The following is a 24719-nucleotide window of genomic DNA, read 5'->3' on the forward strand; positions in this document are numbered from 1 at the left end:
GTTATCTAATTTTTCAGTTTGCATGTCATTCCCGCGCAGGCGGGAATCTATGCCCTTGCGTAACCCCTTACGTTGCTACGGAGGTGGCCCCCCGCCTGCGCGGGGATGACAAAGAGTGCTCATAATTGTATCTTAAATTGAGGACACGCCCTAGCCAGAAATTACTTTGTTGGATACGGTTCTCAAGGGCTTAAGTCCTCCTGCAATAGCGATTTGAGTGTCATGACTAAGCTCTCGGATAAGTACTTGAGTGAGTTATCATCGCTTACCAGGGCTTGGTTATTTTCTATCTCCAGTCCCAGGTAATCATGCTCAGAAAACTGTCTGCGCAGCGCACTGGTAAAACCGTCACTAATGCCACGATAAGGGTAGTTCATTCGTACCCGCAAGGTGCAATGATGATTGAGTTTTGATTGCCATTCTTTGGCTAAAATTCTTTCCGTACTTCTTGCCGGATCATAGAGTAAACCGATATCGGCGTTGCGCATTAGATTATCAATAACGGGGGTAAAGCTGTGGATTGACAGATGCAAAACCTGATAACCCTGGCTGATATGGTTTGCTATCGATTTTTCCACCGCTTTGCGGAAGGGCAAATAATATTGCTGAATGATCTCCTCTTTTACTGCTTTTGGTAATGGCGCGCTAATTTCTGAAAAGCATCGTGGATGAGAGAGGCTGCGGTTACAGTCAATCAACAAACGGGTGGCTTTGGCCTGTATCAACTCGCAGTTAAGAGCTTGGCTTAAATAGCTGGCGATGGCCAATGAGCCAAAGTCTATGCCCCGATGGCTATGCAGCAGTGCTTCCTGATCAACAAAATAGTCCTGATAGACCGGTGGCACGGTGTTTACCCCATGTTCACAGCTTAAGATGAGTCTGGCGGGTTTCATCTTGGATCAAATAACTGATTAGTGTTTAAACAGTAACCTAACTGGCGGTAGAGGCGTAAAAGAGAGGTTGCATCAGGTTCAGCACCACAGGCATTTAAGAGGCGCTCACTTAGGTTGCCCTGGCTTAATATAAATTCCAGTGCCTTCTGGCTGCTATAATCAAGTTCGCTGGCTACTTTTTCAAGCAAACAAGACCAAATATCACGGGCGCTCATGGCACGTTTTGGCAATTGCCACTGGGCAGACAATTCCGCATCATCTATCCAGACATTAAAACCCTCTTTAATTGTTTGATCATAGATAGCCCGCAAACGTTTTGTTTCACAAGGTCTGTCCAAATAATAGGATGAATGACGTTGCCAGTTTTTTAAAATAGCATGGATGGCAAGTGCAATTGCAATGTCAGCCTGCACACATTCCTGGGAATCAAGAATGCGGATTTCAATGGCTTTGCAGTCAAATTTGGGGATAGCCGCCCTTGAATTCAGCCATTCATGCTGGAGGATGCCTTGTGGGTCAAAGGGACTGATGGCCTGATACATGGGAGTGAGGATTTCTTGTTGATACTGGGCTTGCGAGCAGATGAAATCAGGGATGATATCACCGCTGATAAGGGGAATCGATTGCTGATTTTTGCTATAAAAATAAAGGCGAGAATCCTTAAATCCGGTTTTTCGGCCATCCAGGAAAGGGGTGCTCGCTGCCAAGGCAGGCAACAGAGGCAGGAGCAAACGAATCATGCTGTGTAATTGGCAAAATTCTTCGTCATTGGCAAAGGGTAAGTTGACATGCATGCTTTGTAAGTTTGCCCAACCATGACCCTGGCAGTTAAAAATAGCATCATATTGACGATAAATTTCATGGCTGCCATGAGGCCAGCGCTTTGTTTCTGCAAGGGGGTTCATCCAGGGGTGGGCACCTGTTGGCAGCAGTTGCAAATCCTGTTCGGTCAGCCGTGGCTGTAATTGTTCAATCGCTTGCTGGAATTGCTTTGCGATGGGGGCATCAGGGGGTTTGGGACCATTATTTTTTAATTCCAGCACATGCATCACCAGTTCATTGCTGATGGCAATATCGCCTAATTCGACTTCATTGAGCTGTTGGCCTGCCAAGTGTTGCAGGATGAGATCACTCTTGGGTTGTACGTTCAAGTGATGCTTGTCTACAAGCATGTATTCAATTTCAATACCGATCACTGAGAAAAGCGAATAACTAGACATAACCATGTTTCCTGCGAATACGCTGTAAAAACACGCTCATTATCTGTTGGTACAGGGAGTCGCCCAGGATTTTATCCTCGATGCCATAATCAACATTGGGATTATCATTCACTTCAATAATATAGTGTTTATCACCCTGGCTTTTAATGTCGACACCATATAACCCATCACCGATCAAGCGTGTGCATTTCAATGCGGTTTTAATAATACCTTCTGGAACCTCATGGAGCGGGACTGTTTCCGTATCGCCTTCTCTTTTTCCCTTGATGGCCTCCCAGTTATAGATTTGCCAATGGTTTTTTGCCATGAAATAGCGGCAGGCAAAGATGGGTTTATTGTCAAGTACACCAATCCGCCAATCGTATTCTGTGGGGATAAAGGGTTGTATTAATATCAAATCGGAAACTTTAAAGAACTGGTTTAATGATTTCTGCAGATCTTTTTTATTATCGAGTTTGATAACACCATGGGAAAAGGCGCTATCAGGTCTTTTCAAAACACAGGGGAAGTCAACATCCGGCATTTTCTTGTCAAATTTATTAACGAAAATGGTATCCGGCGTAAGGATCTGATGGCTGCGCATCAGTTCTGCCAAATAGACCTTATTGCTGCATTTAATAATCGATTGCGGATCATCAATGACAACCAGGTTTTCTTGCGCAGCCCGTCTTGCCATGCGGTAAGTATAATGATTTACTGCTGTGGTGGCACGAACAAAGAGGGCATCATATTCAGCTAAGGACTTGGCATCACTTTTTTCTATAAAATCAACGTTTAACCCCATAGATTCCCCTGTACTTACAAAGTTATCCAGGGCTTTTTTATTCGATGGGGCGTTCGGTTCTGCAGGATCAATCAATATCGCCAGATCATGAAAACGTTGTTTTTTACGCCATTGATGGAAGCGCTTTTTCGATAAATAGTTTTCTGCCGCTTGGCGCATGAATTCATGGTGGTGGGAAGGAACGTCAGCAAGCGACAGGATCTGTAATTGCTTAATTTGCCATTGCTTTTTTTTCTTCAGGGTAAAGCGTATTAAAGGAAGCGGGAATAAGCCATGGAGTTTTCTTGCCAGATTGGCATGGCATTTGGCCATATTTTGTCCGAAATAAAGACTGAAAATGAACACATCTGTTTTTATATCATGAAGGCTATGCTGAATCTCTTCTTCCACATCCTGGGAAATAAATTTGGAAAGCGCTGTATTGAGTGCATCCTGAATGCTGTGCACCGAGGGGATTGCCTTATGATCACGTGCATGGGCTAGTAATGATACATAGTAGCCTATCGACTGGTGCTCATAAGACTGGCACAGGTTGATCACGCGAATGGATTTACTCTGATAATAATGCTCACTCAACAAATAATCGGATGCCTGGACAATAGTTGCCAGAGGACTTAAAAATTCCAAGCCAGAAGGGTCATCCGTTACAATTAGTGTTTCCATTAGCCCTCTTTAGGTTGAATTATTATAAGGTTCGCATCATAGGTTAAAACTCCAACCATGATGGCATTGATTAAGCGGTTAGAGCTTACTTTGTAATAATTATCGCATGAAATGGGATTTTCTCGATGCGGATCGGCAACGACAATAAGCCTTTTTTTATCATCATAACCGCATAAAACGACAAAATGTCCGCAAGGGGTTCCACGAATGTCATCATAAATTGCTTCCCCATGAATGTAACGTTCGCGGGAACTGCGGTAAAGGTAAGTAGCGCTTAAGCCGGTTAGAATAGGAATATTTTGGGAGAAATACTCCTTAAGTAATTGTACGCTTAAAGTACGAAAACGGACGTCTCCACCCAAAGAAAGGTACTCAATATAGGCTTGGCTTGCTTGAGTAATTGCTTTGGTTTTTTTATATTTCATTTGTGCCGCAAGCTTTACTTTAAGTAAGTTCTGGCAGGCCGTTTTCTGTTCAAGATCAAACCAGGTTGGATCGAACAGGTTAAGGTTATTAATATAAATTGTAACTTTAAAGCCATGAAGTAAGGCATGCTTTCCCAGCATAGGAGCTAATGTGCCTCCCGATAAAGAACGCTCCACACTTTTGACAACCTCAGCCAGATCAAGCTCTAATCCATAGTAGCGATAAATAGCATGCAGACTGGTCGGACCGCAGGTCTCATCATCAGGTTGTGTATGTATTTTCAGATTGATCATATTCGCCTACATACGCTCGAGCAATAAAAGCCTTGTGCAGCTGCTTTATCTTTATTTGTAGGTTATGTGACTCTGGCTTCGGCCACTTATATTTACTTATGCGTTAACGTTAGACTCGGAATGGAGGTTTGTCAATTTCTTCTGTTTTTGCTGGGTGCTATTAAAATGGCGGTTGGTGTTAATAGCAATTTCGCTGGTGCTCCATCTGGGCTTTCAAGGCAAAAATGCAGTTTTAATCTTCCCCGTTTTTACTCGATTGCTGATTAGTGTTTAAGGTCTGTTATACGGCACTTAAGGCCAAAGTACTAGGTTCTGTGTACTTATCTACTATCTTGGCCAAAAAGCCTTGATTTTCTGCGCTCCGATGCTCACATACTTCTATGTATGCTCCGCTTCGGTGCTCGCCAATCAAGGCTTTTTGATTCAAGCTAGCGATAAGCACACAGAACCTAGCAAACGGTTAAGAAAACTAAGAAAAGGTATTAGCAGACCAAATGAAAAAATGATGATGACTGCTGACAGGTAATCAGCGGTCAAGTGATTCTCATTCTTCCCTTTAAGAACCTGCGTCTTATCACTTATAAGGTAGGCAAGAATCAGCAGCCCATAAAAATAAAAGGAATTAAAGAGAATTCGGTCTATTACCGCTCCCATTTTTTCAGCAGCAATATAAACAAGGGGGAAATTGAGGAAAAATAAACTGAGCAACCACAAGAACTTGTTTTGGTTGTTCCCTTTTTTTGTGAAAATGACACTCCAGGTTAATGTGAGGGGAAATATCAGTAAAGAAAAATAATACAACCAGCCAAAAGGACTCATAAGCAGCATCATCACCAAAGTAAAGCATAAGGGTTGATGATTAATGTGGTTAACCTCTTTATTTATTCTTTTCAAATACCACAAGAAAGAAAGTAAAAATAAAATACAATAAATGGCCTGGATAAAAAGCAACACCTGTGATTGATGGCGTCCGTCAATCAGGCGGAATAAGAAACCGTAAATGGAACCATTCCAGCTATCCCCATACCAGATAACTTTGGACATGATGGAAAAATATTGTAAATAAATGGAGGTACCGTATACCCAAAAAGGAATCAGCCACAATAATAAAGCGGTCGCTGACATGATAAAAAATACAGCATAACGCTTTTGAATCAATGCATAGATTAACAGCAAACCTGGAAACAGTTTGGCTGCAATTAGACTCCCCCATATTATCCCGGATAAACCGTTATAATGTTTAAGGTAAAAATGGTAGCCGGTTATGAGTAAGAACAATAATACCGCCCCTAATTGAGCTATTGCAGTATTCATTATCGTGGCAAAGAATGCTAAATAAGCAAGGTATAAATTTAACCTGTTTTGGGCTAGAAAATGAGGTGAAAAACTATACCTGAAACTAATTTCTGCTCCGATTAAGCCTAAAAGAAAAGAAAGTGCCGACCAGCTGATGAGAGCCACATTATAATTGAATTGAAGCAAAGGACTGAACAGCATCAATACAATAGGAGGATTTAAATTAGGGGCAATTTTTTTTGCTGTCGGCAGAAAAGTGGCGATCGAAGCCTGATAAGGGTTTTCTCCATTTATCAGCATTTTGGCAGCAGAATAGAACGAAACAAAATCTATTCCTTGCAGGGAGGTTAAAATCAGGTAGAACAGTAAGCCATAGGTTAGGCCAATAATTAACAGGATAATCAGTTGCCAGCTACGTCGATTCATTATTTGATTATTATTAAGAAAACATCCTCATTTTAGGGATAAATCAAATTGCAAATCAATGGTGAAGCGTAATAATTGGACATGCTATTAGAAATGAAGACAGAGCCTAGATAACTTTTACTGATAATTCAAGGCTAAAGTTGGCGATTTCTTCCGGATTCTCAGGATAATTGATGAGCGCCCTGATTGCTATAGGGCTATTGACACGTTGTCCGGTTTGCTTTGATTCTTCTATCATCGCCCGGACTTGTTCTCCTTGTTCACAAATAAAATAAACATCGGTTTCAGGACGGCGTATAAACTGGGCCTGGAAGGATTTAAATGCAACTGAAACGTTTAGTTTGGCTCGTTCAGCATGATAGAAACTATGTAAGCCGCCTGCCAAATCAGCACCAATAGCCAGGGCACCAAAATACATGGAATTCAAATGATTTTTACTGCGTCTTCGCAAGGGAATTTTTGCCACAATTTCCCTTTCATTGAGTTTGATTAACTTGGGCTTTAAGTGACCAATTAACGGCACCTTAAAATGGCCAAAATAGCAAAGGAAAAACTTAAAACGTGTTAGAGGGCTCATTAAGCCTCCTTGCTGTTAACTTTCAAATTGGAAATAATTTTTTTAACGCCCCGAATAGAACTGACCCGTTTTATGATCGCACTGATAGATTTTTCCTGTTTGAGATTCCCTGACAAGGTAACGGTGCCATTATTGGTGGTAGCATTAATTCCAACCAGAGGAATAGACTCATCATCGAGCACCTTTGCTTTGAGTACAGCCGTTTCCACTTTCGCGGTAATATAAGCGTCGGTGAAGGCGGTATTTACCTGCTTGATTACCAATTCTTCCGTGTCAACTTCCTTTACACCATTAGTCATGCTTGCCAGACGCAGCGCTTCAATAAACGCCTGCTTGTTTTTTACGTGGCCTTTGAGGGTAACAATTCCATTATGCGTGGATACGTATAATTTTAACGGATTAATATTGGGGTTTTTCGTGAATTTGGCGGTTATTTTGGTGGTAATCACCGAGTCGCCTAATTCTTGCTCAATCTCCTTAAGATTACCGTCTGCATGAGCATAGCTGACAATAAAAATAAGCAGGAAACCGACTAACAAACTGAATGATGCCCGCATATTATCTATCTACTGAGAAAACATGAAAAACAGTATAGCATTTTTAGTTTTTATACCAAATGGATTTAAATTATTTTACAGAAAATTGATAATTAAGGTTATCGCTTGTTTTAGGCTAAATAAGGGATGTTATTTAAGCCAAATCAGTTTAATTTTTCACTATATTAATGCTTTGAATAAGATAGGGCGGATTGTTGGCTTTAATAACAATTACGGAAAAACCAAGTGTCATGTTAAGTTCGTGCAAAGCAAAAGATTGATTGATACGCCAGTATTTTATTCCAGAAAAAACGCCTTCATCGCTAATAGTGGCCGGTGTCAGTGGATAGGGGTTCAATGTTAATTTTCTATTTCTTATCTCTTGAATTTCACTGCTAAAGAATCCGCTTAGTGCCTCCCAAGCATTGTTGGTGTAATTTCTGCGAATTGATAATAAATCATTGGCCGTTCGGTCGTATTTAGCGGACAGGGTGGCAAGAAGCACTTGCTGTGTCCAGGCAGTGACTTCGGTATTGTCAGCATGGCTAACATGGGGGGTAACCAGGATGGTTATTAAAATTATCCGCAAGAGTTGAGTTAATTTCATGGTACTGTCCTTATAAGTTGACCCTCAATCCTTGAAGTGCTGATTTATGACCGGAAAACTGGTTCGTCTTTATCAGCAGTACATGTCTATAAAAATGGTATGGGTACTATAGTGATGGAGCGTGTTCTCCAGCTAATAATCATTTGTTTAAAAAGTATAGCAGAGTTATAATCTGGTTTTTTTTGAGTCAAATGGCTATGCAGTATATTAGTATTCGCGGAGCAAAAACGCATAACCTGAAGAATGTTGATATTGAGATTCCTCGTAATCGATTAACAGTGATTACCGGACTTTCCGGTTCAGGAAAATCCTCGTTGGCATTTGATACACTGTATGCAGAGGGTCAGCGTCGTTATGTTGAATCGCTTTCTGCCTATGCCCGCCAATTCCTGTCGATGATGGAGAAACCAGAAGTTGATTCAATTGAAGGTTTATCGCCTGCCATTTCAATTGAGCAAAAAGCAACGTCCCATAATCCGCGCTCAACGGTGGGCACCATTACCGAGATTTATGATTATCTTAGATTGCTATTTGCCCGCGTAGGTGAGCCGCGATGTCCGCGGCATGGGGGCAGTTTGCATGCCCAAACGATTAGCCAGATGGTCGATCAGGTATTGGCGATGCCTGAAGGAAGCAAGGCAATGATCCTTGCTCCGGTAATACGTGAGCGAAAAGGTGAACATGTCCAGCTTTTACAGCAGTTACAGGCGCAGGGTTACGTGCGGGCGCGTATAGATGGCGAGATATATGAACTGGATGCCCCCCCTAAGTTAACCCTAAGACAAAAACATACCATTGAAGTGGTGGTTGATCGCTTCAAAGTACGAAATGACTTAACTCAGCGATTAAGTGAATCATTTGAAAATGCATTGAACCTTGCTGACGGCTTGGCTATCGTTGCGCCAGTTGATGCTGCTGAATTTGAAGAAATGGTATTTTCCTCAAAATTTGCTTGCTCTGAATGTGGTTATAGCCTAAGTGAATTGGAACCGAGGCTTTTTTCTTTTAATAACCCGATGGGGGCTTGCCCTTCCTGTGATGGGTTGGGGGTTAGTCAGTTTTTTGACCCGCAGCGGGTAGTGCATGATCCAACGGCAAGCCTGGCTGATGGGGCTGTTCGTGGTTGGGATAGAAAAACCACTTATTATTACCCCATGCTTGAATCATTGGCGGGTCATTTTGATTTTGATATAGAAACCCCTTTTTGTGATCTTCCGGAAAAGATACAGCAACTCATTCTCTATGGAAGTGGGAAAGAGCTGATTGAATTTAATTACCAACGACCGCACGGGGGCTTTACTTCCAAGACTCATGCATTTGAAGGAATTATTGCCAATATGCAGCGTCGTTATCGTGAGTCCGATTCTTCTCTGGTCAGAGAGGAGTTAGCTAAATACTTATCCTCCCGACCCTGTGATGTCTGTCAGGGTGCCCGCTTGCGGGAAGAAGCCAGATATGTGTTTGTTGATAATAAAAACCTGCCGGAAATTACCGCTTATTCTATTGAAAAGGCCTATGATTTTTTTAAGACCTTACATTTAACGGGTTATCGCGGTGAAATCGCGGAAAAAATAAACAAGGAAATCGTTGAGCGCTTAGGGTTTTTAGTTAATGTAGGTCTGGAATATTTATCCCTGGATCGTAGTGCGGAAACCTTATCAGGGGGGGAGGCACAACGTATTCGTTTGGCGAGCCAAATTGGTTCTGGCCTGGTTGGCGTCATGTATATTCTCGATGAACCGTCCATTGGCCTGCACCAACGTGATAATGAACGATTGCTTAAGACCCTGCTTCATTTGCGTGACTTGGGGAATAGCGTTATTGTGGTGGAGCATGATGAAGATGCTATTCGTGCTGCGGATTTTGTGCTGGATATTGGGCCTGGGGCGGGGGTTCATGGTGGGGAGATTGTTGCCAGTGGTTCCCCTGAAGATATCATGGCCAATAAGGGTTCTCTTACCGGCCAATATCTTGCCGGCATTGAGTCTATTGCGGTTCCCGCAAACCGTTATCCTGTTGATAAAAAAAGAATGCTGCACCTGATTGGAGTTAGTTGCAATAATCTGGACAATGTAAATGTCAGTATTCCTCTGGGGCTTATTACCTGTGTGACCGGGGTTTCCGGATCTGGTAAATCAAGTTTAATTAATGACACCTTATATCCTGTCGCTGCGAATAAACTGAATCGTGCCAGCCTCCTCACTCCAGGAAAAGTTAATGAACTCCAGGGATTAGAGCGTTGCGATAAGGTGATTGATATTGATCAAAGTCCTATTGGCCGAACGCCCCGCTCAAATCCGGCAACCTATACAGGGATATTCACGCCCATCCGCGAGCTGTTTTCGGCGACTCCTGAGGCGCGTGCGCGTGGTTATCAGCCAGGACGGTTTAGTTTTAATGTCCGGGGCGGCCGTTGCGAAGCCTGTCAGGGGGATGGCATGATTAAGGTGGAAATGCATTTTCTGCCTGATATATATGTGGCTTGTGATGTTTGCAAAGGGAAGCGTTATAATCGAGAAACGTTGGAGATTCAATATAAAGGCAAAAACATCCACGAAATTCTGCAAATGACTGTCGAAGATGCGCGAAATTTTTTTGATGCTGTTCCCATCCTGGCAAGAAAATGCCAAACCTTGATTGACGTGGGTTTGTCCTATATCCGCCTGGGACAAAGCGCAACCACCTTATCAGGCGGTGAGGCGCAACGTATCAAGCTTGCCCGTGAACTATCCAGAAGAGACACTGGCAATACCCTATATATTCTTGATGAACCGACTACCGGGTTGCATTTTCATGATATCAAACAGTTACTTAATGTGTTATTTCGTCTGCGTGAGCACGGGAATACCATTATTATCATTGAACATAATCTTGATGTGATTAAAACAGCAGACTGGATTATTGATCTTGGCCCTGAAGGAGGCAGTAAGGGAGGACAAATCATTGTAACTGGAACACCGGAGGAAGTGGCTCATTGCCAATATTCCTATACCGGACAGTTTTTAAAGCCATTGGTTAGCTAGTACCGTTTCCATTTAGTTTTGACAGGTTGTCTTGTGCAAATTGTTCTGTTTCTTGTCATCCCCGCGAAGGCGGGGATCGATGCAGGATATAGCACGGAGCGCCTTAAAAATGGATTGCCGCCTTTGCGGGAATGACAAACAACCTGTCAAAACTAAATGGAAACGGTACTAGTACATTTTAGCAGAGAAAGTAAGGCGCTTTAAAGCGCCTTATTTTCTAAAATTTAGAGTGCTTTCATGAAGCTGGTCAGATCGGCTTTTTCTTGCTCATTTAATTGTAGCTGCATGATAAGATTAAAGAACTCTACCGTATCTTCCAGGGTCAAAAGACGTCCGTCATGTAGATAAGGAGGAGAATCTTTTATCCCTCTTAAGGGGAATGTTTTAATCGACCCATCCCCGATTGCTTTCATATTATTTACCATGACAGGATTAAAGAAGCGTTCTGTTTGCAGGTTGTGCATTAAATTATCAGTATAGTAGGGAGGCACATGGCAAATGGCACATTTTGCCTTGCCAAAAAATAACTCTTCCCCCCTTAGCTCGGCCTCCGAGGCTTTAGTAGGATCCAGTCTGCCGGTAATGTCTAATTTTGGAGCAGGAGGGAAATCAAGTAACTCCTGGAATTCGGCCATAAACTGAACCTGGCTGCCACGCTCAAGAATATTGACCCCTTTTTTGGTGGCTATTACCGGATCCCCATCAAAATAGGCGGCACGTTGCTCAAATTCAGTAAAATCTTCCACATTTTTAAGTGCACGCTGAGATCCAAACAGGCGTTGGATATTCACCCCTCTTAAGGTGGGTGTATCAATCCGATGGCGAATTTCTTGTGGGCGGATATCGCCTACCAGGTGTGTTGCTGCATTGGTGTGACCGTTAGCATGACAATCGAAACAGGCAACGCCACGGCTTGGTGCTTTTGAGCGACGATCATCGGTTTGGTTGAATTGCTGCTGAGGGAATGGGGTTACCAGCAGTCTTAAACCCTCCAGTTGTTTAGGATTAAGAATACCATTGAATAACTCAAAGAAGTTATTAATGGTAACTAGTTTACCTTGTGAAACATCACCAAGGTCAGGACGGGTAGTTAAAAAAATGGCAGCGGGAAATTCGGGTAAGAAATGATCAGGCAAATCAAAATCCAAATCAAATCGGGTCAAATCCCGGTTTTCCTGTTGATTGATTTCATCAATCGCAAATTTTGGAAAAAGCATCCCGCCTTCAGGATGATTGGGGTGCGGCAGAGGTAAGAAACCCTGAGGGTACAGACCTTTTTCTTTGATTTCCTCAGGGGACATTTTACCTAACATCTCCCAGCTCATCCCCGCTGGTAATTTTACCCGCACTCCTTCTTGAATAGGTTTTCCTCTTGACATTTTGGTATCGTTAGAAGGCTTATTGCTCAGGTCATAGCGTTGTTCAAGCAATTCTTTTTGTCGGTTGTTGATGGTTTGCCTTTCTGCACTCATGCGCTCCAGAATAGTTTGAAACGTTTCTTTGATAACGACAGGCATATAACTTGACGGTGGGAGTTCAGTGGCCGCTTGGGCAGCTGGTGAAGCTTCCGTAGCAAGAGCAGAAGAGACGGTACAGGAAAAGACAGCTAACCATAAGGCTTTCTTCAGCATGGTGAAATCCATTTTCTATATATAAAGTTAATTTCATCATAAATAACTTATATTTCCATTTCAATATCTGTTTGCTTTTTACTTTGCTTTAGCGCTATAACTTATGGGAGGTAACAAAAGGAAGAAATAAATGACTACGCTTCTTATTGCAATTTTAATTATTTTGGCTTTGGCTTTTTTTTGGTCTATCGGAATCTTTAACAGCTTAATTGGCCTTATTGAGGCTATCAACAACAATAAAAAGCAAATTGATATCCAACTGGATCGCCGTTTCAAAGTTTTTGAATCATTAATTGAGACAGTAAAAAAGTATATGGACTATGAGAAAACGACCCTGAAAGATGTTGTTGCTTTACGAAATCAGGCACAGGCCGCCAAGGCTGCCGGTGATGAGAACGCTCGTATTGCTGCGGAAAATGGTATTTCGCAAATTGCTTCGGGCTTGAATGTTGTCTTTGAACAATATCCTGATTTGAAGGCTAATACCAATGCACTGCAGCTACAAGAAGAAATTGTGAATACGGAAAACAAGCTGTCTTATGCCAAACAAGCTTACAATGATAGCGTGGAACGCTATTATGCAAAAAAGAAATCATTCTTTGAATCCATGGTCGTAGGGTTTTTTTCAAGTAAACTGGATAAGGAGTTTGCTTACTGGTCGCTTCCTGAAGAGCAGGTCAAGGTACGGGAAGATTATACTGTTAAATTCTGAGCATAATTATGGCTTTATCTGATTACCATGCATCTGTAGGAAATTGGCGCGAGCAGCTTCAGCGTAATGAGCGTAAAACGAGGATGGTGATTGCTATCTTCCTCGCAGTTTATACCGCTGTCGGCTTGTTTGCCGACACGATGATCTTGGAATATCTCCATCCCAGAGCTTCTATCATGGAATGCTTTTGGGCGTTGATTACCCTGCAAGCCATTCCTTATGCCACCCTGATCATGATAGCCGTTGCCATTGTTTCCCTGTTAATTACCTATGCCTTATATGACCGAATCATGTTGCTGGGTACTGAATCACGAGAAATTACCCCAGAAACGGCAAAAAATCTGCAGGAGAAGCAGTTATACAATGTAGTTGAAGAAATGAAGGTTGCTGCTGGTTTGCACTATATGCCAAAAGTTTACTTAATTGAAGCCAATTATATGAATGCTTTTGCCAGCGGCTACAGTGAAAAATCGGCTATGGTCGCTATCACTCGGGGGTTGATGGAAAAGCTTAACCGGGCCGAGCTGCAAGCGGTTATGTCGCATGAATTAAGTCACATTCGTCATCATGACATTAAACTAACATTGATGGTTGCTGTGTTAAGTAATATTTTGTTAATTGTGATTGATATCATGTTTTATTCTCTGATCTACCGTAGTGACAGGCGCCGTGATGATAATCGGCTTTTGATGGTTATTATGTTGCTGCGTTACTTATTACCTTTAATTACCGTAGTGCTTGCACTCTTCTTAAGCCGGACCCGTGAATACATGGCCGATTCGGGGGCAGTTGAATTAATGCGCGACAATGAGCCGATGGCTCGTGCCTTACTTAAGATTGCTGATGACCACCAGCGGAATGCTGAACAATATACTTATGAATATGGCAGGACTGCCCATGAAGAGATCAGGCAGGCATCCTATTTGTTTGATCCTTCCAGTATTGATCCTGTCAAATCCTTCCATAATGCCTTTTCCTCTCATCCAAGTGTTGACGAACGGCTACGTGCTTTGGGATTTAAGCGTAAGAATAAAGCCTCATAGCCTCGTTGAACTATCCTTAAATTACCGGATCTAGGAATTTGAACGAGGAAGAACTAAGCAGGCCACGTTGCCAAGTTAAGGAGATTGACGCCCCGTGGTGGTATCGACCCGGGAGCGCAAAGGTGCCTCAAAAGTATAGCTACCTTGGTCAAGCTACGGTAATTCGCGGCACTAAAACTCCTTAACTTAATGGCAATAGCCTCTCACCAATTAGCAGGTTAACCCGGTTTTGCTCTTTTGCAAATTCTGTTCTTTTTCCTGCTGCTTTAACTCTTTGACCAGTTTGCTAAATGCTCCCTTCTGGAACGTAAAGAGGTAGGCATGATAAGTGTGGTTTTTGGCTTTTTCCCCCGATTTATCATGTTTTGATTCTGTATTATCCCTTCCTTTTTGAGCATTGTTGTTATTTCTTGGCATAAATACTCCCTGGGTTGTTGGTAACAGATCAGATAACTATAACTGGAATGAAATGTCCCAGTTTGCGATAGTTGGCAAAATTGCTCTATTCAAATCTTCCAATCTTTAAATTAACGCACTTATCACAGATAATCCAGCTCATTATTTCGGCTGCGATTTTAAGTGCGGTTTTTCCTTGAAAGTTGTAGCCTCGATGGAGCGCCAGCGAAATCGAGGGGCAGGGGTTTATTATCAAGTCCCGATCCCGGATTTCACTGCGCTCCATCCGGGCATTAATTACCACCAACCGCAGTTTTAATCGCACCCCATTATTTCCTTATCTACTTTAAAAATAACGGGGGATCGGCAGTCTGTTGTTGCTTATATTACAGTTAAGACAATGAGCTAATCCCTTAAGCCAATTCCTTTTCTTAGTAAGACCATGTTAATCCCGGTCAACAGAATAACCATGGCCGAAATGACTGCTAAGGCAACACTTATGTTTACTTCTTGCTGACCTATCATTGCATACCTTAAGGCATTGACCATATAAAGGATAGGGTTTAAATGGGACACCGTTTGCCAAAAGGGGGGGAGCATGTTTGTTGCATAAAACACCCCTCCCAGATAGGTAAGCGGCGCAAGGACAAAGGTTGGAATGATCATGACATCATCAAAATTACGGGCAATCATTGCGTTAATAAAGCCAGCCAGAGAAAAAAGGGCGGATACTAGCAATACAACGAAAAAAGTTAATGGCAGATGATTGAACTGGATTTTGACAAAAAAGCAGGACACCAAAAAGACCAGAATGGCTACAATTAGCCCGCGCAACATTCCACCTAAAATATAACCAAATAGTAATAAACTATCATGCATTGGGCTAACCAGCATTTCTTCAATGCTTTTTTGAAAGCGCACACTGAATAACGAAGTGGAGACATTACTGTAAGCATTGGTAATGACTGACATCATAATAAGGCCGGGGGCTATAAATTGAGGATAACTGACCCCTTGAACTGGGCCTATACGTTCCCCGATGAGGCTGCCAAAAATCAGGAAGTATAAGGCTGTGGTAATTACCGGAGGTAAGAATACCTGACTGGCTATACGGAACATTCTTACTAATTCACGCCTTACCAGCGTATAAAGGGCAATAATTTGTTGTTTAATGGCCATGATTGATGAGATCCAGAAAAAGTTCTTCCAAGCGATTGGTTTTATTTCGCATACTGTGAATGCTAAGTCCGTACTTGCTCAGTTCAGCAAATACCTCATTAAGGGACCATTGATTATCAACCCTTAACTCAAAGGTATTGGCATCAATCAGGGTCGTGATGAAGGGGGGCATTTCTGGTAGTTCTTCAATAGGTTTTTCCACATTAAAAATAAAGGTTTGATGGCGCAGGGTTTTTAAAAGTGCCTTCATTGAGGTATGTTCCACAATCATTCCCTGATTAATAATGGCAATGTTTTTGCAGAGTTGTTCCGCTTCCTCCAGGTAGTGGGTGGTTAAAATAATCGTAGTGCCCTGCTGATTGGTGCGGGTTAAGAAATCCCACATACTGCGACGTATCTCGATATCGACGCCTGCAGTCGGTTCATCGAGGATTAATACTTTAGGCTGATGAATGAGTGCTCGGGCGATCATCAGCCGGCGTTTCATCCCACCGGAAAGATGACGTACGATTGCATGCCGTTTTTCCCATAAGCCGAGTTGTTCCAATAACATTTTTGCTCTTGATTTTGCTTCCTGACGTCTAATCCCATAATAACCGGCCTGGTTGATCAGAATTTGCTCGCAGTTTTCAAAAATATTCAGGTTAAATTCCTGGGGGACTAAGCCTAAGCATGATTTGGCTGATTCGGGATTTTCGTCCAAATCATAACCATGAATACGAATGCTGCCGGAGGTTTTGGTCAGCAGGGTGCTGATTACACCGATGGTTGTTGATTTGCCAGCGCCATTTGCCCCGAGAAGAGCAAAGAAATCCCCGGTATCAACCGTCAGGTCAATGCCTTTCAGAGCCTCAACGCCATTGGTATAGATTTTGCGTAATTGTTTGATTTCCAAGGCGTGCATAATAATTTGTATTTAAAAATTTTTCATTATACACGAGAAATTGGAGTTTTTCGTAAGTCCTGTCAATATTACCTGGTTGTTTCAAACAGCTTAAGTCCGGATGTGCGCTTTCAGGTAAACTCTATGATCTATAAATTGCGTTTATAAATCCTCTACGATGGAATCTGAGTTTAATCAATAAATTAACCGTTCTTTCTGATACAAAAATACAGCCAATAACCCATACAGTTAACTAGCAGGTAAGCAAGCGCCAACGGGATTAAATTATCCACCGATATTTGGGTAGCAATCAGGGTGTAAAGACTAAATGCGATCCAGGTAGAGGCAAATAAAAAGGCATTACTTGATGCAGCCATATCAGGAAAATAGACAAGGCTTTCCCCAACAAAAATAGGGAAAATAATCGCTGCGGCATAAACCATGAAAAAAACAGGAATAAAGGTGGTCACAGCCGAAATAGCGGAGGTTGACGCAATGATAAGTAAAACCGTGCTCATTGCCGTCTGCAGTCCCAGCGCGAACATCATTTTTTTATGGGTGGCAATCTCAAAAAAAAGCCGGTTGGTCACATTACCCATAAACCAGGCGATACCGATGGATAAAGCGATGTAGCCATAGGCTACGGGTGAAAAGCCAAATTTGTTTTGAAAAATAAAAGGACCTAGTACAGTAAACAACGAAGTGTAGCCAAACATCACACTTAATAATAAGGTGATATACATAAATCCTTTGTTGTGAAGGATGAGGGAGTAATTTTGGCTAATTTGCTTTAATGAGAATGCCTTGGTATGTTCAATTGTCTCTTTAGTAAATAAAACAAGTAAAGACAACAAGAATACAATGTAGATTAAGATAAAATAAAAGCTCGCCTGCCAGCCAAAGTAATGTTGGCAATAGCCGCCAATAAAGGGTGCGATGATAGGTGCCAAGGCAAAACTGATGGTTAAATAGTTAAATTTCTTTTTTAATTCATCTCCTTCAAAGCAATCATTTAGTATGGCGCGAGCGGGTACTATCATAAAGGCACAGGCCAGACCTTGGAAAAATCGCGCAATGATAATTAAATTAACGGAGCCGGCAAACAAAATGGCAACAACAGCAACAAATTGCATTATCAGGGAGCTTATAATAAGCCGTTTTCTGCCCAAGGCATCAGAAACAGGACCTGCCAGGTATTGGACCAGTCCCATCGCTAATACATAGGAAGTAATCGTCAGTTGCATTTGACTGTCTGAAACACCAAATTCATTCACCATGCTGGGTAGCGAGGGTAAGTAAATATCAGTGCCCAGTCCACCTAAGGGTACAATAAGGTTAGGCAGGATGGCGTAGTATCGTTTGCTCATTAATGCACTCATTCATCGTTTTGAATGAATTATCCCAATTTCCACATCGAAAAACCAACTTTAGATCATCCTGTTATCTTTCGGACAGATGAATGAGAATATTTAGCGCTCAAGATTAGGGCAATATACAATTATCATCTAATGTGGGATTCTTTATATACTTAAAATTTAAAGGAATTTATCATGCGTTTAGATGAAACATAGATGCAGGTTCTCTTATTCAAGTGCGAAGAGTGATTCTATTGCCAAGATTAATAATTTCATACAACAGGGTGGATATGCTTATGCGTTCTCAAGTCATTTTAATTACCGGCTGCTCCAGTGGCATTGGTCATGATGCTGCATTTTCTTTGGCGCAACGAGGCCACCAGGTGTTTGCTACCTGTCGTAAGGAAGAAGATGTAAAAAGACTGAAAGCTTCAGGCATTGATACAGTGCTCATGAATATGAATGACACAGAGTCTATTCGGTTGGCTTTTCATGAAATAATTGAAAAATCTGCTGGTCGTTTGGATATCCTTATTAACAATGCAGGCTATGGTCAGACAGGGGCGTTAGAAGATGTTTCTCGCGAAGCTTTGCGGTTGCAGTTTGAAACAAATGTTTTCGGATTAATGGATTTGACTCGTCTTGTTATTCCGGTCATGCGTAAACAGGGACATGGAAGAATTATCAACATAAGTTCCATTTTAGGTTTAATCAGCATGCCTTTTCGTGGAGCTTATAATGCGTCGAAATATGCCGTGGAGGGATTGAGTGATACATTGCGCCTGGAGCTGCAACCCTCTGGCATCCAGGTCATTACTATTGAGCCCGGACCCATAGAAAGTCGCTTTAGAGAAAACGCGGTTAATGGTTCCCTTAAGCTGATTAATAGCGAGAACAGTCATTTTAAAGCGCAGTACCAATTAATGTTAGGTGATTTTCAACAGAAAAAGTCAGACTCTGTGTTTACAAGAGGAACTGATGCAGTGATTGCCAAGCTGATCCATGCGATTGAATCAAACAAGCCTAGGGTCAAATATCGGGTTACTTTTCCTGCCCATTTCTTTGCATTTTTAAAGCGGGTGCTGACTGTCAGAATGCTGGACTCTATATTAAGCCGGGTGTCTAAAAAGGAGCTTGGCCAAATAAAGGATTTAAAACACCAATGAATTTCTTCTAAATTCGTTATGGTTATTTAAGCATCCTGCTATTGGTTTTAAGGAAATGACAGGAACCGCTCTGCCGGGATGCAAGGGCTATCAATATATTCGCCGTTTATTTTTAGCACCATGTTTACATTAGCTCGTTGGTAACGTGCCAGCTGTTCGTACTGGGCTTGGTTTATATAAAGCCTTGTATTGCCACAATATACTAATGAATAGGCTGATGGGGAAGGTTTTACCCGGGCTGGGATATCGCATTCCCAGCGGAAACGTGTTAAATCACAATTTGCGAATGCCATACTCAATGGCAAGATGAGCAAAATTGGAGCTATACTCATTTTGTTCATGGTAACCACTCCGTGATATTTTTAACTGTTATCGACTTCTAATAGTAATACTTTAATGCACAGGAGGTGCCCATGAATCCATCGACAAAAGAGTATCTGGATGCATTACGTCAAGGTGATTATTTGCAGGTACTTGATTGGCTGGAGTTTATTGTTAACCATTATTCTGTGTCTGAGGGTGATGCGGACAGTATCCTTCAGCTTGCTATTTTTGAATTAATCCACCATGACTTTGGTCCTGGTGATTTTCACCATATTAAAATCCTGTATGCTCTGCTGGAAGAGCAAGAGCCTCCTTTTGTTGAGCGAGTGGCATATAATGCCACAGTGCTATGCAATGCGGCCATGCAGTATATGGTTTATGATAAACATGATTTACTTGCCTTTTACCGCTCTTCTCGGCAGATGGAATTTTCTGAGATAAGGGAATGGATGCAAAGAGATAATCAGTTGCTCGATATGAACCAAAATAGCGAGGAGCTGATGAAACAATACGATTGTTTAAGTCAGTCCGTCTCAGTAGTGCAAAAAGAAGCCCGGGAGGTAAGGGATAAAATAGTTTATATCCTGAATTGCCGCCAGCTTCTGCAGAGCTATTTAGAGAAATTAGAAATAGCTAAAGGAGAAGAAAAATTAGCAGCTATCCGCTATGGCTTGATAAATTCCTTACACAGTTTCTTTATGGAGAAAACAGTAACGACGGCGGAAGTTATGGAGACTGCTGCTGAATTTATTAGCACCCTGAAAGAAATGGATCCATTTCCATGGGAAAAGGATTATTTGGATAAGTTATTTCCCAGTCGCTTTATCGATAATTCATCTATTCCTCGATTCTTTAAAATGACAAAAAATTTCGAGCACTTTGCAGTGAAGGCAATTGGCAAGTTGTTGGCAGAGAATATCGGGCCAGAGGTGATACCTCCTAATGCTGGCTAGACTTGATAGGGGGTATGGAGGCAAACAGGTGTTTCAACCTTAATACGCTCGTGATGAAGAAGGTGCAGCTTATAATGTAATGCTTCAGCGCGTCCCATATAGCCCCCTTGGTTACTTTTCCCTACGACACGGTGGCAGGGGATGAATAACGTAATGGGATTTTTTTTGCATGCCTGGCCAATGGCTCTTGGGCTGGATTGCAGCAGTCTTGCTAATTCCCCATAAGTTACCGTACGGCCAACAGGTATAACTAGCAAAGCATTCCACACTTGCTGTTGATAGGAAGTACCCTGGGGTTTTAGCGCCAACTGAAATCGATGATGCGGATTGCTAAAATAACAACCAATTTCTTGACGAACAAAAGAAGTCAGGCGGTTAGTCTGATTATTTTGAACCGGGGTTTCACTAAAATTTGCCTGGTAAATATAATGTTCATCGTACGACACTTCAAGCCAACCAGCAGGAGTATTGAATGCAGTGACGATGAACATGCTATTTATGAATTAAACTTCTTTTTTGGTGGTCAGTTTTTCTTTAATACGCGCTGCGCGGCCAGCCAAATCACGGAGGTAGTAGAGCTTGGCACGACGTACATCACCTCGGCGCTTAACAGAGATACTGTCAACTATCGGGCTATAAGTTTGGAAAACCCGCTCAACGCCAACGCCATGAGAAATTTTGCGGACGGTGAAAGCTGAATTCAAACCGCGGTTTCGCTTGGCAATTACTACGCCTTCAAAGGCCTGCAAACGCTCACGTGTGCCTTCCTTTACCTTTACTTGCACTAAAACCGTATCCCCTGGGCTGAAGTCAGGAATGTTTTTGCCTTGCATTTGCTCAGCGTTTAATTGATCAATAATGTTGCTCATTGTCACTCCTCAAATTGGTAATCCTTTCAGAGATTACTAACAATCCCATCCATTGAGAAAATGTGCAGGTTTAGTTTCTCACACATCTCTGGTGGTAGAACAGTTAGATCTAGCAGGAATTACCCTGTTCGCTCTTAAACTCGGTAAGTAGCCGCTTGTCTGCGTCACTTAACTGCATTTTTTTTAATAAATCCGGCCGCTTAAGCCAGGTTCTGCCAAGACTTTGCTTTCTGCGCCAGCGCTCAATATCCCGATGGTTACCACCCAGCAGCACCGATGGAACCTCCAGATCATTAACGGTCGCTGGCCTGGTGTAGTGCGGGTAGTCGAGCAAGCCATTCATAAACGAATCTTGCTCGGCTGATTGCAAACGCCCGAGGCTTCCAGGCAACAAGCGAATAATCGCATCAATGAATACCATGGCTGCCAATTCACCGCCGCTTAAAACAAAATCTCCCAACGACCACTCCTCATCTACATGATGAGTGATGATACGTTCATCTATTCCTTCATATCGTCCTGCTATAAAAAGCAATGACTGCTTTGCACTTGCAATCTGATTTAAATCAGATTGGTTAATTAACTTCCCCTGGGGGCTTAGATAAATAACCTTGCAAGAAGCTGGCATCTGGGTTTTGGCATGATTAATTGCCTGATGTAAAGGCTCATACCGCATCACCATGCCCGGACCGCCGCCATAAGGCTTGTCATCAACCTGACGGTAAGCCCCAAGTCCCCAGTCACGTGGATTCCATAAATCCAGCTTGGCTATGTTTTGCCCGATTGCCCTTCCGATTACTCCATGCTTTAGTACTTCAAACATATCGGGCAACAGGGTTATTATCCCCAAATGTAACATAACTAAAAATCCGTATCCCAATTAACCCTGATCACACCCTGAACAGGATTTATGTCAGTAATAAACTGATCTGGTAAATACGGAATCAAGTGCCGCTTATCGCCTTTTATAACCAAAACATCGTTGGAGCCCGTGGGCATAATGTCCACTACAGTACCCAATGGTGTGTCTTGCTGGTCAATTACTTGCATGCCAATAAGCTCATGCCAGTAATACTCGCCTGGCTTGAGTGAAGGAAGTTGTTTCCGACTAATGGCGATCTCTACATTAGTCAAGGCTGCAACCTCTTCACGCCCATGATAACCTTTAACTTGCGCGAGAATGGCTTTCTCATTTATTTCTACATGCAGCAAATTCAGTGGTTGCCATTGTTTGGCTATGCAAACATGCCAGTCACTATATTTCAGGATATTATCACGAGGTTCAGTAAAAGAATGAATAGTGATAAAGCCTTTAATCCCGTGCGGGCGACCGAAACGACCGACAACAATCCAATCAGTAGCTTTTCCCACTTTATTCTGCGTTAGCGTTCTTTTTATATTCGTTAACTAAGGCGCGAACGCGGTCGGATAATTGAGCACCTACACTTTGCCAATGGGCCAATTTATCCATTTCCAAATGTAAACGAACTTCTTGTCCTCGAGCGATAGGGTTGAAATAGCCAATGCGCTCGATGTAGTTACCATCACGCCGTTTGCGACTGTCAGTAACAACCATGTTATAGAAAGGACGCTTTTTCGCGCCTGCTCTTGATAAACGTATAACTACCATTATGTTCCTCTTCTTAAGAGTGGTTACGTAAAAATGCCGTGTATTGTACGAAAATTAACTCGGCATTGGAAGTGATTAGCAGAATTATTTGCGCTCATCGTCAGGAAATGAGTCTACTCCTGGAAATAGTCCTTTCATACCGGTCATTCCTCCGACTCCGCGCATCATCTGCTTCATGCCACCTGGCTTGGTGAATTTTTTCATCATTTTCTGCATTTGTTCAAATTGTTTGAGCAGGCGGTTGACATCCTGAATCTGGGTTCCTGAGCCCATGGCAATCCGTTTTTTACGTGAGCCAACTATTATTTTAGGAATACGGCGTTCTTTCGGCGTCATCGAGTTAATAATCGCAATGGTTTGATTCATTGCCTTATCATTAATCTGGCTCATCGCTTTTTGGGGCAACTGACCCATGCCGGGGAGTTTACTCATCATGCCTGCTACGCCTCCCATTTTGTTCATCTGCAGGAGCTGTAGCTTGAAATCTTCCAAATCAAACCCTTTGCCTTTCTTAAGTTTTTTAGCCAGCTTTTCACTTGCTTGCTTATCCGCTTTGCGCTCTACTTCTTCAATTAAGGTAAGAATATCCCCCATTCCCAGGATACGTGAGGCAATCCTGTCGGGATAAAAAGGCTCAAGCGCCTCAATTTTCTCTCCGCTACCTAAGAATTTGATGGGTTGGCCGGTAATATGCTTTACCGAAAGGGCAGCACCACCACGGGCATCACCATCTGTTTTGGTCAGGATTACACCGGTTAGAGGTAAGGCATCGTGGAAAGCCTTTGCTGTGTTGGCAGCATCTTGACCTGTCATGCTATCAACAACAAACAGGGTTTCTATTGGATTAATGGCTTTGTGCAAAGCTTTTATTTCTGACATCATGTCAGTATCGATGTGCAAACGTCCGGCAGTATCAAGAATAAGGACGTCCATGTATTGTTTTTTTGCGCTATCCAGGGCCTTTTGGGCAATCGCTAATGGTTGCTCTGTGGCTTCCGCTGGAAAGAAAGCCACATCAATCTGCTCGGCTAATAATTTTAACTGTTCGATGGCTGCAGGCCTGTAGATATCTACACTGGCAAGCATGACTTTCTTGTTTTCCGTTTCTTTAAGATAGCGCGCTAATTTGGCGGTACTGGTCGTTTTACCTGACCCCTGCAGACCGGCCATTAAAAAAACAGCAGGAGGCTGCGTTTTAAAATCCAGTTCAGCGCGTGCATCGCCTAAAACATGAACTAATTCATCGTGCACTATTTTGATTAGCACCTGATCAGGCTTTAAAGCGCCGGCTACTTCCTGGCCTAAGGCTTTTTGCTTGATTTGTTCAATAAACTCTTTTACAACAGGAAATGCTACATCGGCCTCAAGTAACGACAGGCGGACTTCACGCAGCGCCTGCTGCATGTTTTCTTCAGTCAAGCGCCCTTGTCCGCTCAGATTTTTGAAAGCTCGGGTTAAACGTTCAGTTAAATTCTCAAACATGACGAATGCTCTAATAAAAAAGATACTGTAACCGGTTACTATAGCATAATAGTAAGTAAGGTTACTAAACTATTAATGCCTTACCTAGGTTCTGTGAACCAAAATTTTCACAGCTGCAAATGCGGCTAATTGGCACCATGATATCTTTGAATTCGTTAAATAGAGTCAGCTATTCGCCTCATTCAAAGACACCATGGTACTCAATCACCCACATTTTCGCTTTGCGAAAAAATTGGTTCACAGAACCCAGGGCAGAATCATACCATGATGAATATATTATTAAAGCTGCGGATGAAATAATGCCAGTGGTCAGAGAAAAGACTCTCCTGAAATTACCATAATGACAAGTGAC

The 24719-nt window shown here is 42.3% G+C and carries 25 protein-coding genes; 5 read left to right on the plus strand and 20 right to left on the minus strand.

The features are described 5' to 3' along the window. Positions 1 to 182 precede the first annotated feature (182 nt). The 8 genes from E1O65_RS07320 to E1O65_RS07355 all read right to left on the minus strand — a co-directional run bounded on the left by E1O65_RS07320 (position 183) and on the right by E1O65_RS07355 (position 7721). The gene (locus E1O65_RS07320; RefSeq protein WP_133132947.1) at positions 183 to 893 is read right to left on the minus strand and encodes an N-formylglutamate amidohydrolase; all 711 of its coding nucleotides are present in this window, start codon (positions 891 to 893) and stop codon (positions 183 to 185) included. After that, on the minus strand, positions 890 to 2113 hold the full coding sequence (locus E1O65_RS07325) for a glutamate-cysteine ligase family protein (protein ID WP_165474928.1): 1224 nt from the start codon (positions 2111 to 2113) through the stop codon (positions 890 to 892). The genes E1O65_RS07320 and E1O65_RS07325 overlap by 4 nt, the downstream gene beginning before the upstream one ends. After that, the gene (locus E1O65_RS07330; protein ID WP_133132949.1) at positions 2106 to 3560 is read right to left on the minus strand and encodes a RimK family protein; all 1455 of its coding nucleotides are present in this window, start codon (positions 3558 to 3560) and stop codon (positions 2106 to 2108) included. Before E1O65_RS07330 ends, E1O65_RS07325 begins: the two co-directional genes overlap by 8 nt. After that, a complete protein-coding gene (locus tag E1O65_RS07335; RefSeq protein WP_133132950.1) occupies positions 3560 to 4279 on the minus strand; it encodes a C39 family peptidase in 720 nt (239 codons plus the stop codon). Before E1O65_RS07335 ends, E1O65_RS07330 begins: the two co-directional genes overlap by 1 nt. A gap of 423 nt (positions 4280 to 4702) precedes the next feature. Further along, complete coding sequence (locus E1O65_RS07340; RefSeq protein WP_133132951.1) at positions 4703 to 6001, minus strand: glycosyltransferase family 87 protein; 1299 nt, start codon at positions 5999 to 6001, stop codon at positions 4703 to 4705. A 106-nt stretch (positions 6002 to 6107) separates the two neighbouring features. Further along, positions 6108 to 6578 carry a DUF4442 domain-containing protein gene (locus E1O65_RS07345; protein WP_133132952.1) on the minus strand — a complete coding sequence of 157 codons (471 nt, stop codon included), beginning with the start codon at positions 6576 to 6578 and terminating at the stop codon, positions 6108 to 6110. Continuing rightward, a complete protein-coding gene (locus E1O65_RS07350) occupies positions 6578 to 7135 on the minus strand; it encodes a BON domain-containing protein (protein ID WP_133132953.1) in 558 nt (185 codons plus the stop codon). The genes E1O65_RS07345 and E1O65_RS07350 overlap by 1 nt, the downstream gene beginning before the upstream one ends. Before the next feature lie 148 nt (positions 7136 to 7283). Further along, on the minus strand, positions 7284 to 7721 hold the full coding sequence (locus tag E1O65_RS07355) for a DotI/IcmL/TraM family protein (RefSeq protein WP_133132954.1): 438 nt from the start codon (positions 7719 to 7721) through the stop codon (positions 7284 to 7286). 197 nt (positions 7722 to 7918) lie between these two features. On the opposite strand from E1O65_RS07355, the gene uvrA reads away from it, so the two are divergent. After that, a complete protein-coding gene (gene uvrA, locus E1O65_RS07360) occupies positions 7919 to 10744 on the plus strand; it encodes an excinuclease ABC subunit UvrA (RefSeq protein ID WP_133132981.1) in 2826 nt (941 codons plus the stop codon). A gap of 224 nt (positions 10745 to 10968) precedes the next feature. Here uvrA and E1O65_RS07365 read toward each other — a convergent pair whose 3' ends face one another. Next, positions 10969 to 12375 carry a cytochrome B6 gene (locus tag E1O65_RS07365; protein ID WP_133132955.1) on the minus strand — a complete coding sequence of 469 codons (1407 nt, stop codon included), beginning with the start codon at positions 12373 to 12375 and terminating at the stop codon, positions 10969 to 10971. 130 nt (positions 12376 to 12505) lie between these two features. On the opposite strand from E1O65_RS07365, the gene E1O65_RS07370 reads away from it, so the two are divergent. Then, positions 12506 to 13087: a LemA family protein gene (locus E1O65_RS07370; protein WP_133132956.1), complete on the plus strand. Its 582-nt coding sequence runs from the start codon at positions 12506 to 12508 to the stop codon at positions 13085 to 13087. Between the two features lie 8 nt (positions 13088 to 13095). After that, positions 13096 to 14130 (plus strand): zinc metalloprotease HtpX, encoded by a 1035-nt coding sequence (gene htpX, locus E1O65_RS07375; protein WP_133132957.1) that lies wholly within the window; start codon positions 13096 to 13098, stop codon positions 14128 to 14130. Positions 14131 to 14340: 210 nt separating this feature from the next. Here htpX and E1O65_RS07380 read toward each other — a convergent pair whose 3' ends face one another. The 4 genes from E1O65_RS07380 to E1O65_RS07395 all read right to left on the minus strand — a co-directional run bounded on the left by E1O65_RS07380 (position 14341) and on the right by E1O65_RS07395 (position 17955). Then, positions 14341 to 14547 carry a hypothetical protein gene (locus E1O65_RS07380; protein WP_133132958.1) on the minus strand — a complete coding sequence of 69 codons (207 nt, stop codon included), beginning with the start codon at positions 14545 to 14547 and terminating at the stop codon, positions 14341 to 14343. Positions 14548 to 14931: 384 nt separating this feature from the next. Further along, positions 14932 to 15705 carry an ABC transporter permease gene (locus tag E1O65_RS07385; RefSeq protein ID WP_133132959.1) on the minus strand — a complete coding sequence of 258 codons (774 nt, stop codon included), beginning with the start codon at positions 15703 to 15705 and terminating at the stop codon, positions 14932 to 14934. Continuing rightward, the gene (locus tag E1O65_RS07390) at positions 15695 to 16609 is read right to left on the minus strand and encodes an ABC transporter ATP-binding protein (RefSeq protein WP_133132960.1); all 915 of its coding nucleotides are present in this window, start codon (positions 16607 to 16609) and stop codon (positions 15695 to 15697) included. Before E1O65_RS07390 ends, E1O65_RS07385 begins: the two co-directional genes overlap by 11 nt. 182 nt (positions 16610 to 16791) lie before the next feature. Beyond that, positions 16792 to 17955, minus strand: a complete 1164-nt coding sequence (locus tag E1O65_RS07395) for a Bcr/CflA family efflux MFS transporter (protein ID WP_165474929.1) — start codon at positions 17953 to 17955, stop codon at positions 16792 to 16794. 278 nt (positions 17956 to 18233) lie between these two features. Between E1O65_RS07395 and E1O65_RS07400 the strand changes: the two genes are divergently transcribed. Then, on the plus strand, positions 18234 to 19109 hold the full coding sequence (locus tag E1O65_RS07400) for an SDR family NAD(P)-dependent oxidoreductase (RefSeq protein WP_207384236.1): 876 nt from the start codon (positions 18234 to 18236) through the stop codon (positions 19107 to 19109). Positions 19110 to 19156: 47 nt separating this feature from the next. On the opposite strand, the gene E1O65_RS07405 is transcribed toward E1O65_RS07400, so the two are convergent. After that, positions 19157 to 19450, minus strand: coding sequence for a hypothetical protein (locus E1O65_RS07405; RefSeq protein ID WP_133132963.1), 294 nt, complete (start codon positions 19448 to 19450; stop codon positions 19157 to 19159). 72 nt (positions 19451 to 19522) lie between these two features. Here E1O65_RS07405 and E1O65_RS07410 point away from each other — a divergent pair, with 72 nt between their 5' ends. Next, complete coding sequence (locus tag E1O65_RS07410; RefSeq protein ID WP_133132964.1) at positions 19523 to 20386, plus strand: helical bundle domain-containing protein; 864 nt, start codon at positions 19523 to 19525, stop codon at positions 20384 to 20386. On the opposite strand, the gene E1O65_RS07415 is transcribed toward E1O65_RS07410, so the two are convergent. The 6 genes from E1O65_RS07415 to ffh all read right to left on the minus strand — a co-directional run bounded on the left by E1O65_RS07415 (position 20383) and on the right by ffh (position 24367). Then, positions 20383 to 20877 carry a methylated-DNA--[protein]-cysteine S-methyltransferase gene (locus E1O65_RS07415; protein WP_133132965.1) on the minus strand — a complete coding sequence of 165 codons (495 nt, stop codon included), beginning with the start codon at positions 20875 to 20877 and terminating at the stop codon, positions 20383 to 20385. The two genes, E1O65_RS07410 and E1O65_RS07415, sit on opposite strands and share 4 nt — an antisense overlap. 12 nt (positions 20878 to 20889) lie before the next feature. Next, a complete protein-coding gene (rplS, locus tag E1O65_RS07420) occupies positions 20890 to 21255 on the minus strand; it encodes a 50S ribosomal protein L19 (RefSeq protein ID WP_133132966.1) in 366 nt (121 codons plus the stop codon). A gap of 109 nt (positions 21256 to 21364) precedes the next feature. Next, positions 21365 to 22114 carry a tRNA (guanosine(37)-N1)-methyltransferase TrmD gene (gene trmD / locus E1O65_RS07425; RefSeq protein ID WP_165474930.1) on the minus strand — a complete coding sequence of 250 codons (750 nt, stop codon included), beginning with the start codon at positions 22112 to 22114 and terminating at the stop codon, positions 21365 to 21367. A gap of 2 nt (positions 22115 to 22116) precedes the next feature. Next, positions 22117 to 22626, minus strand: coding sequence for a ribosome maturation factor RimM (gene rimM / locus E1O65_RS07430; RefSeq protein WP_133132968.1), 510 nt, complete (start codon positions 22624 to 22626; stop codon positions 22117 to 22119). A gap of 1 nt (position 22627) precedes the next feature. Continuing rightward, the gene (rpsP, locus tag E1O65_RS07435; protein WP_133132969.1) at positions 22628 to 22885 is read right to left on the minus strand and encodes a 30S ribosomal protein S16; all 258 of its coding nucleotides are present in this window, start codon (positions 22883 to 22885) and stop codon (positions 22628 to 22630) included. Positions 22886 to 22969: 84 nt separating this feature from the next. After that, complete coding sequence (ffh, locus tag E1O65_RS07440; RefSeq protein WP_133132970.1) at positions 22970 to 24367, minus strand: signal recognition particle protein; 1398 nt, start codon at positions 24365 to 24367, stop codon at positions 22970 to 22972. Between the last annotated feature and the right edge of the window lie 352 nt (positions 24368 to 24719).

It is taken from the genome of Legionella sp. W10-070 (assembly GCF_900640175.1).
Lineage (GTDB): Bacteria > Pseudomonadota > Gammaproteobacteria > Legionellales > Legionellaceae > Tatlockia.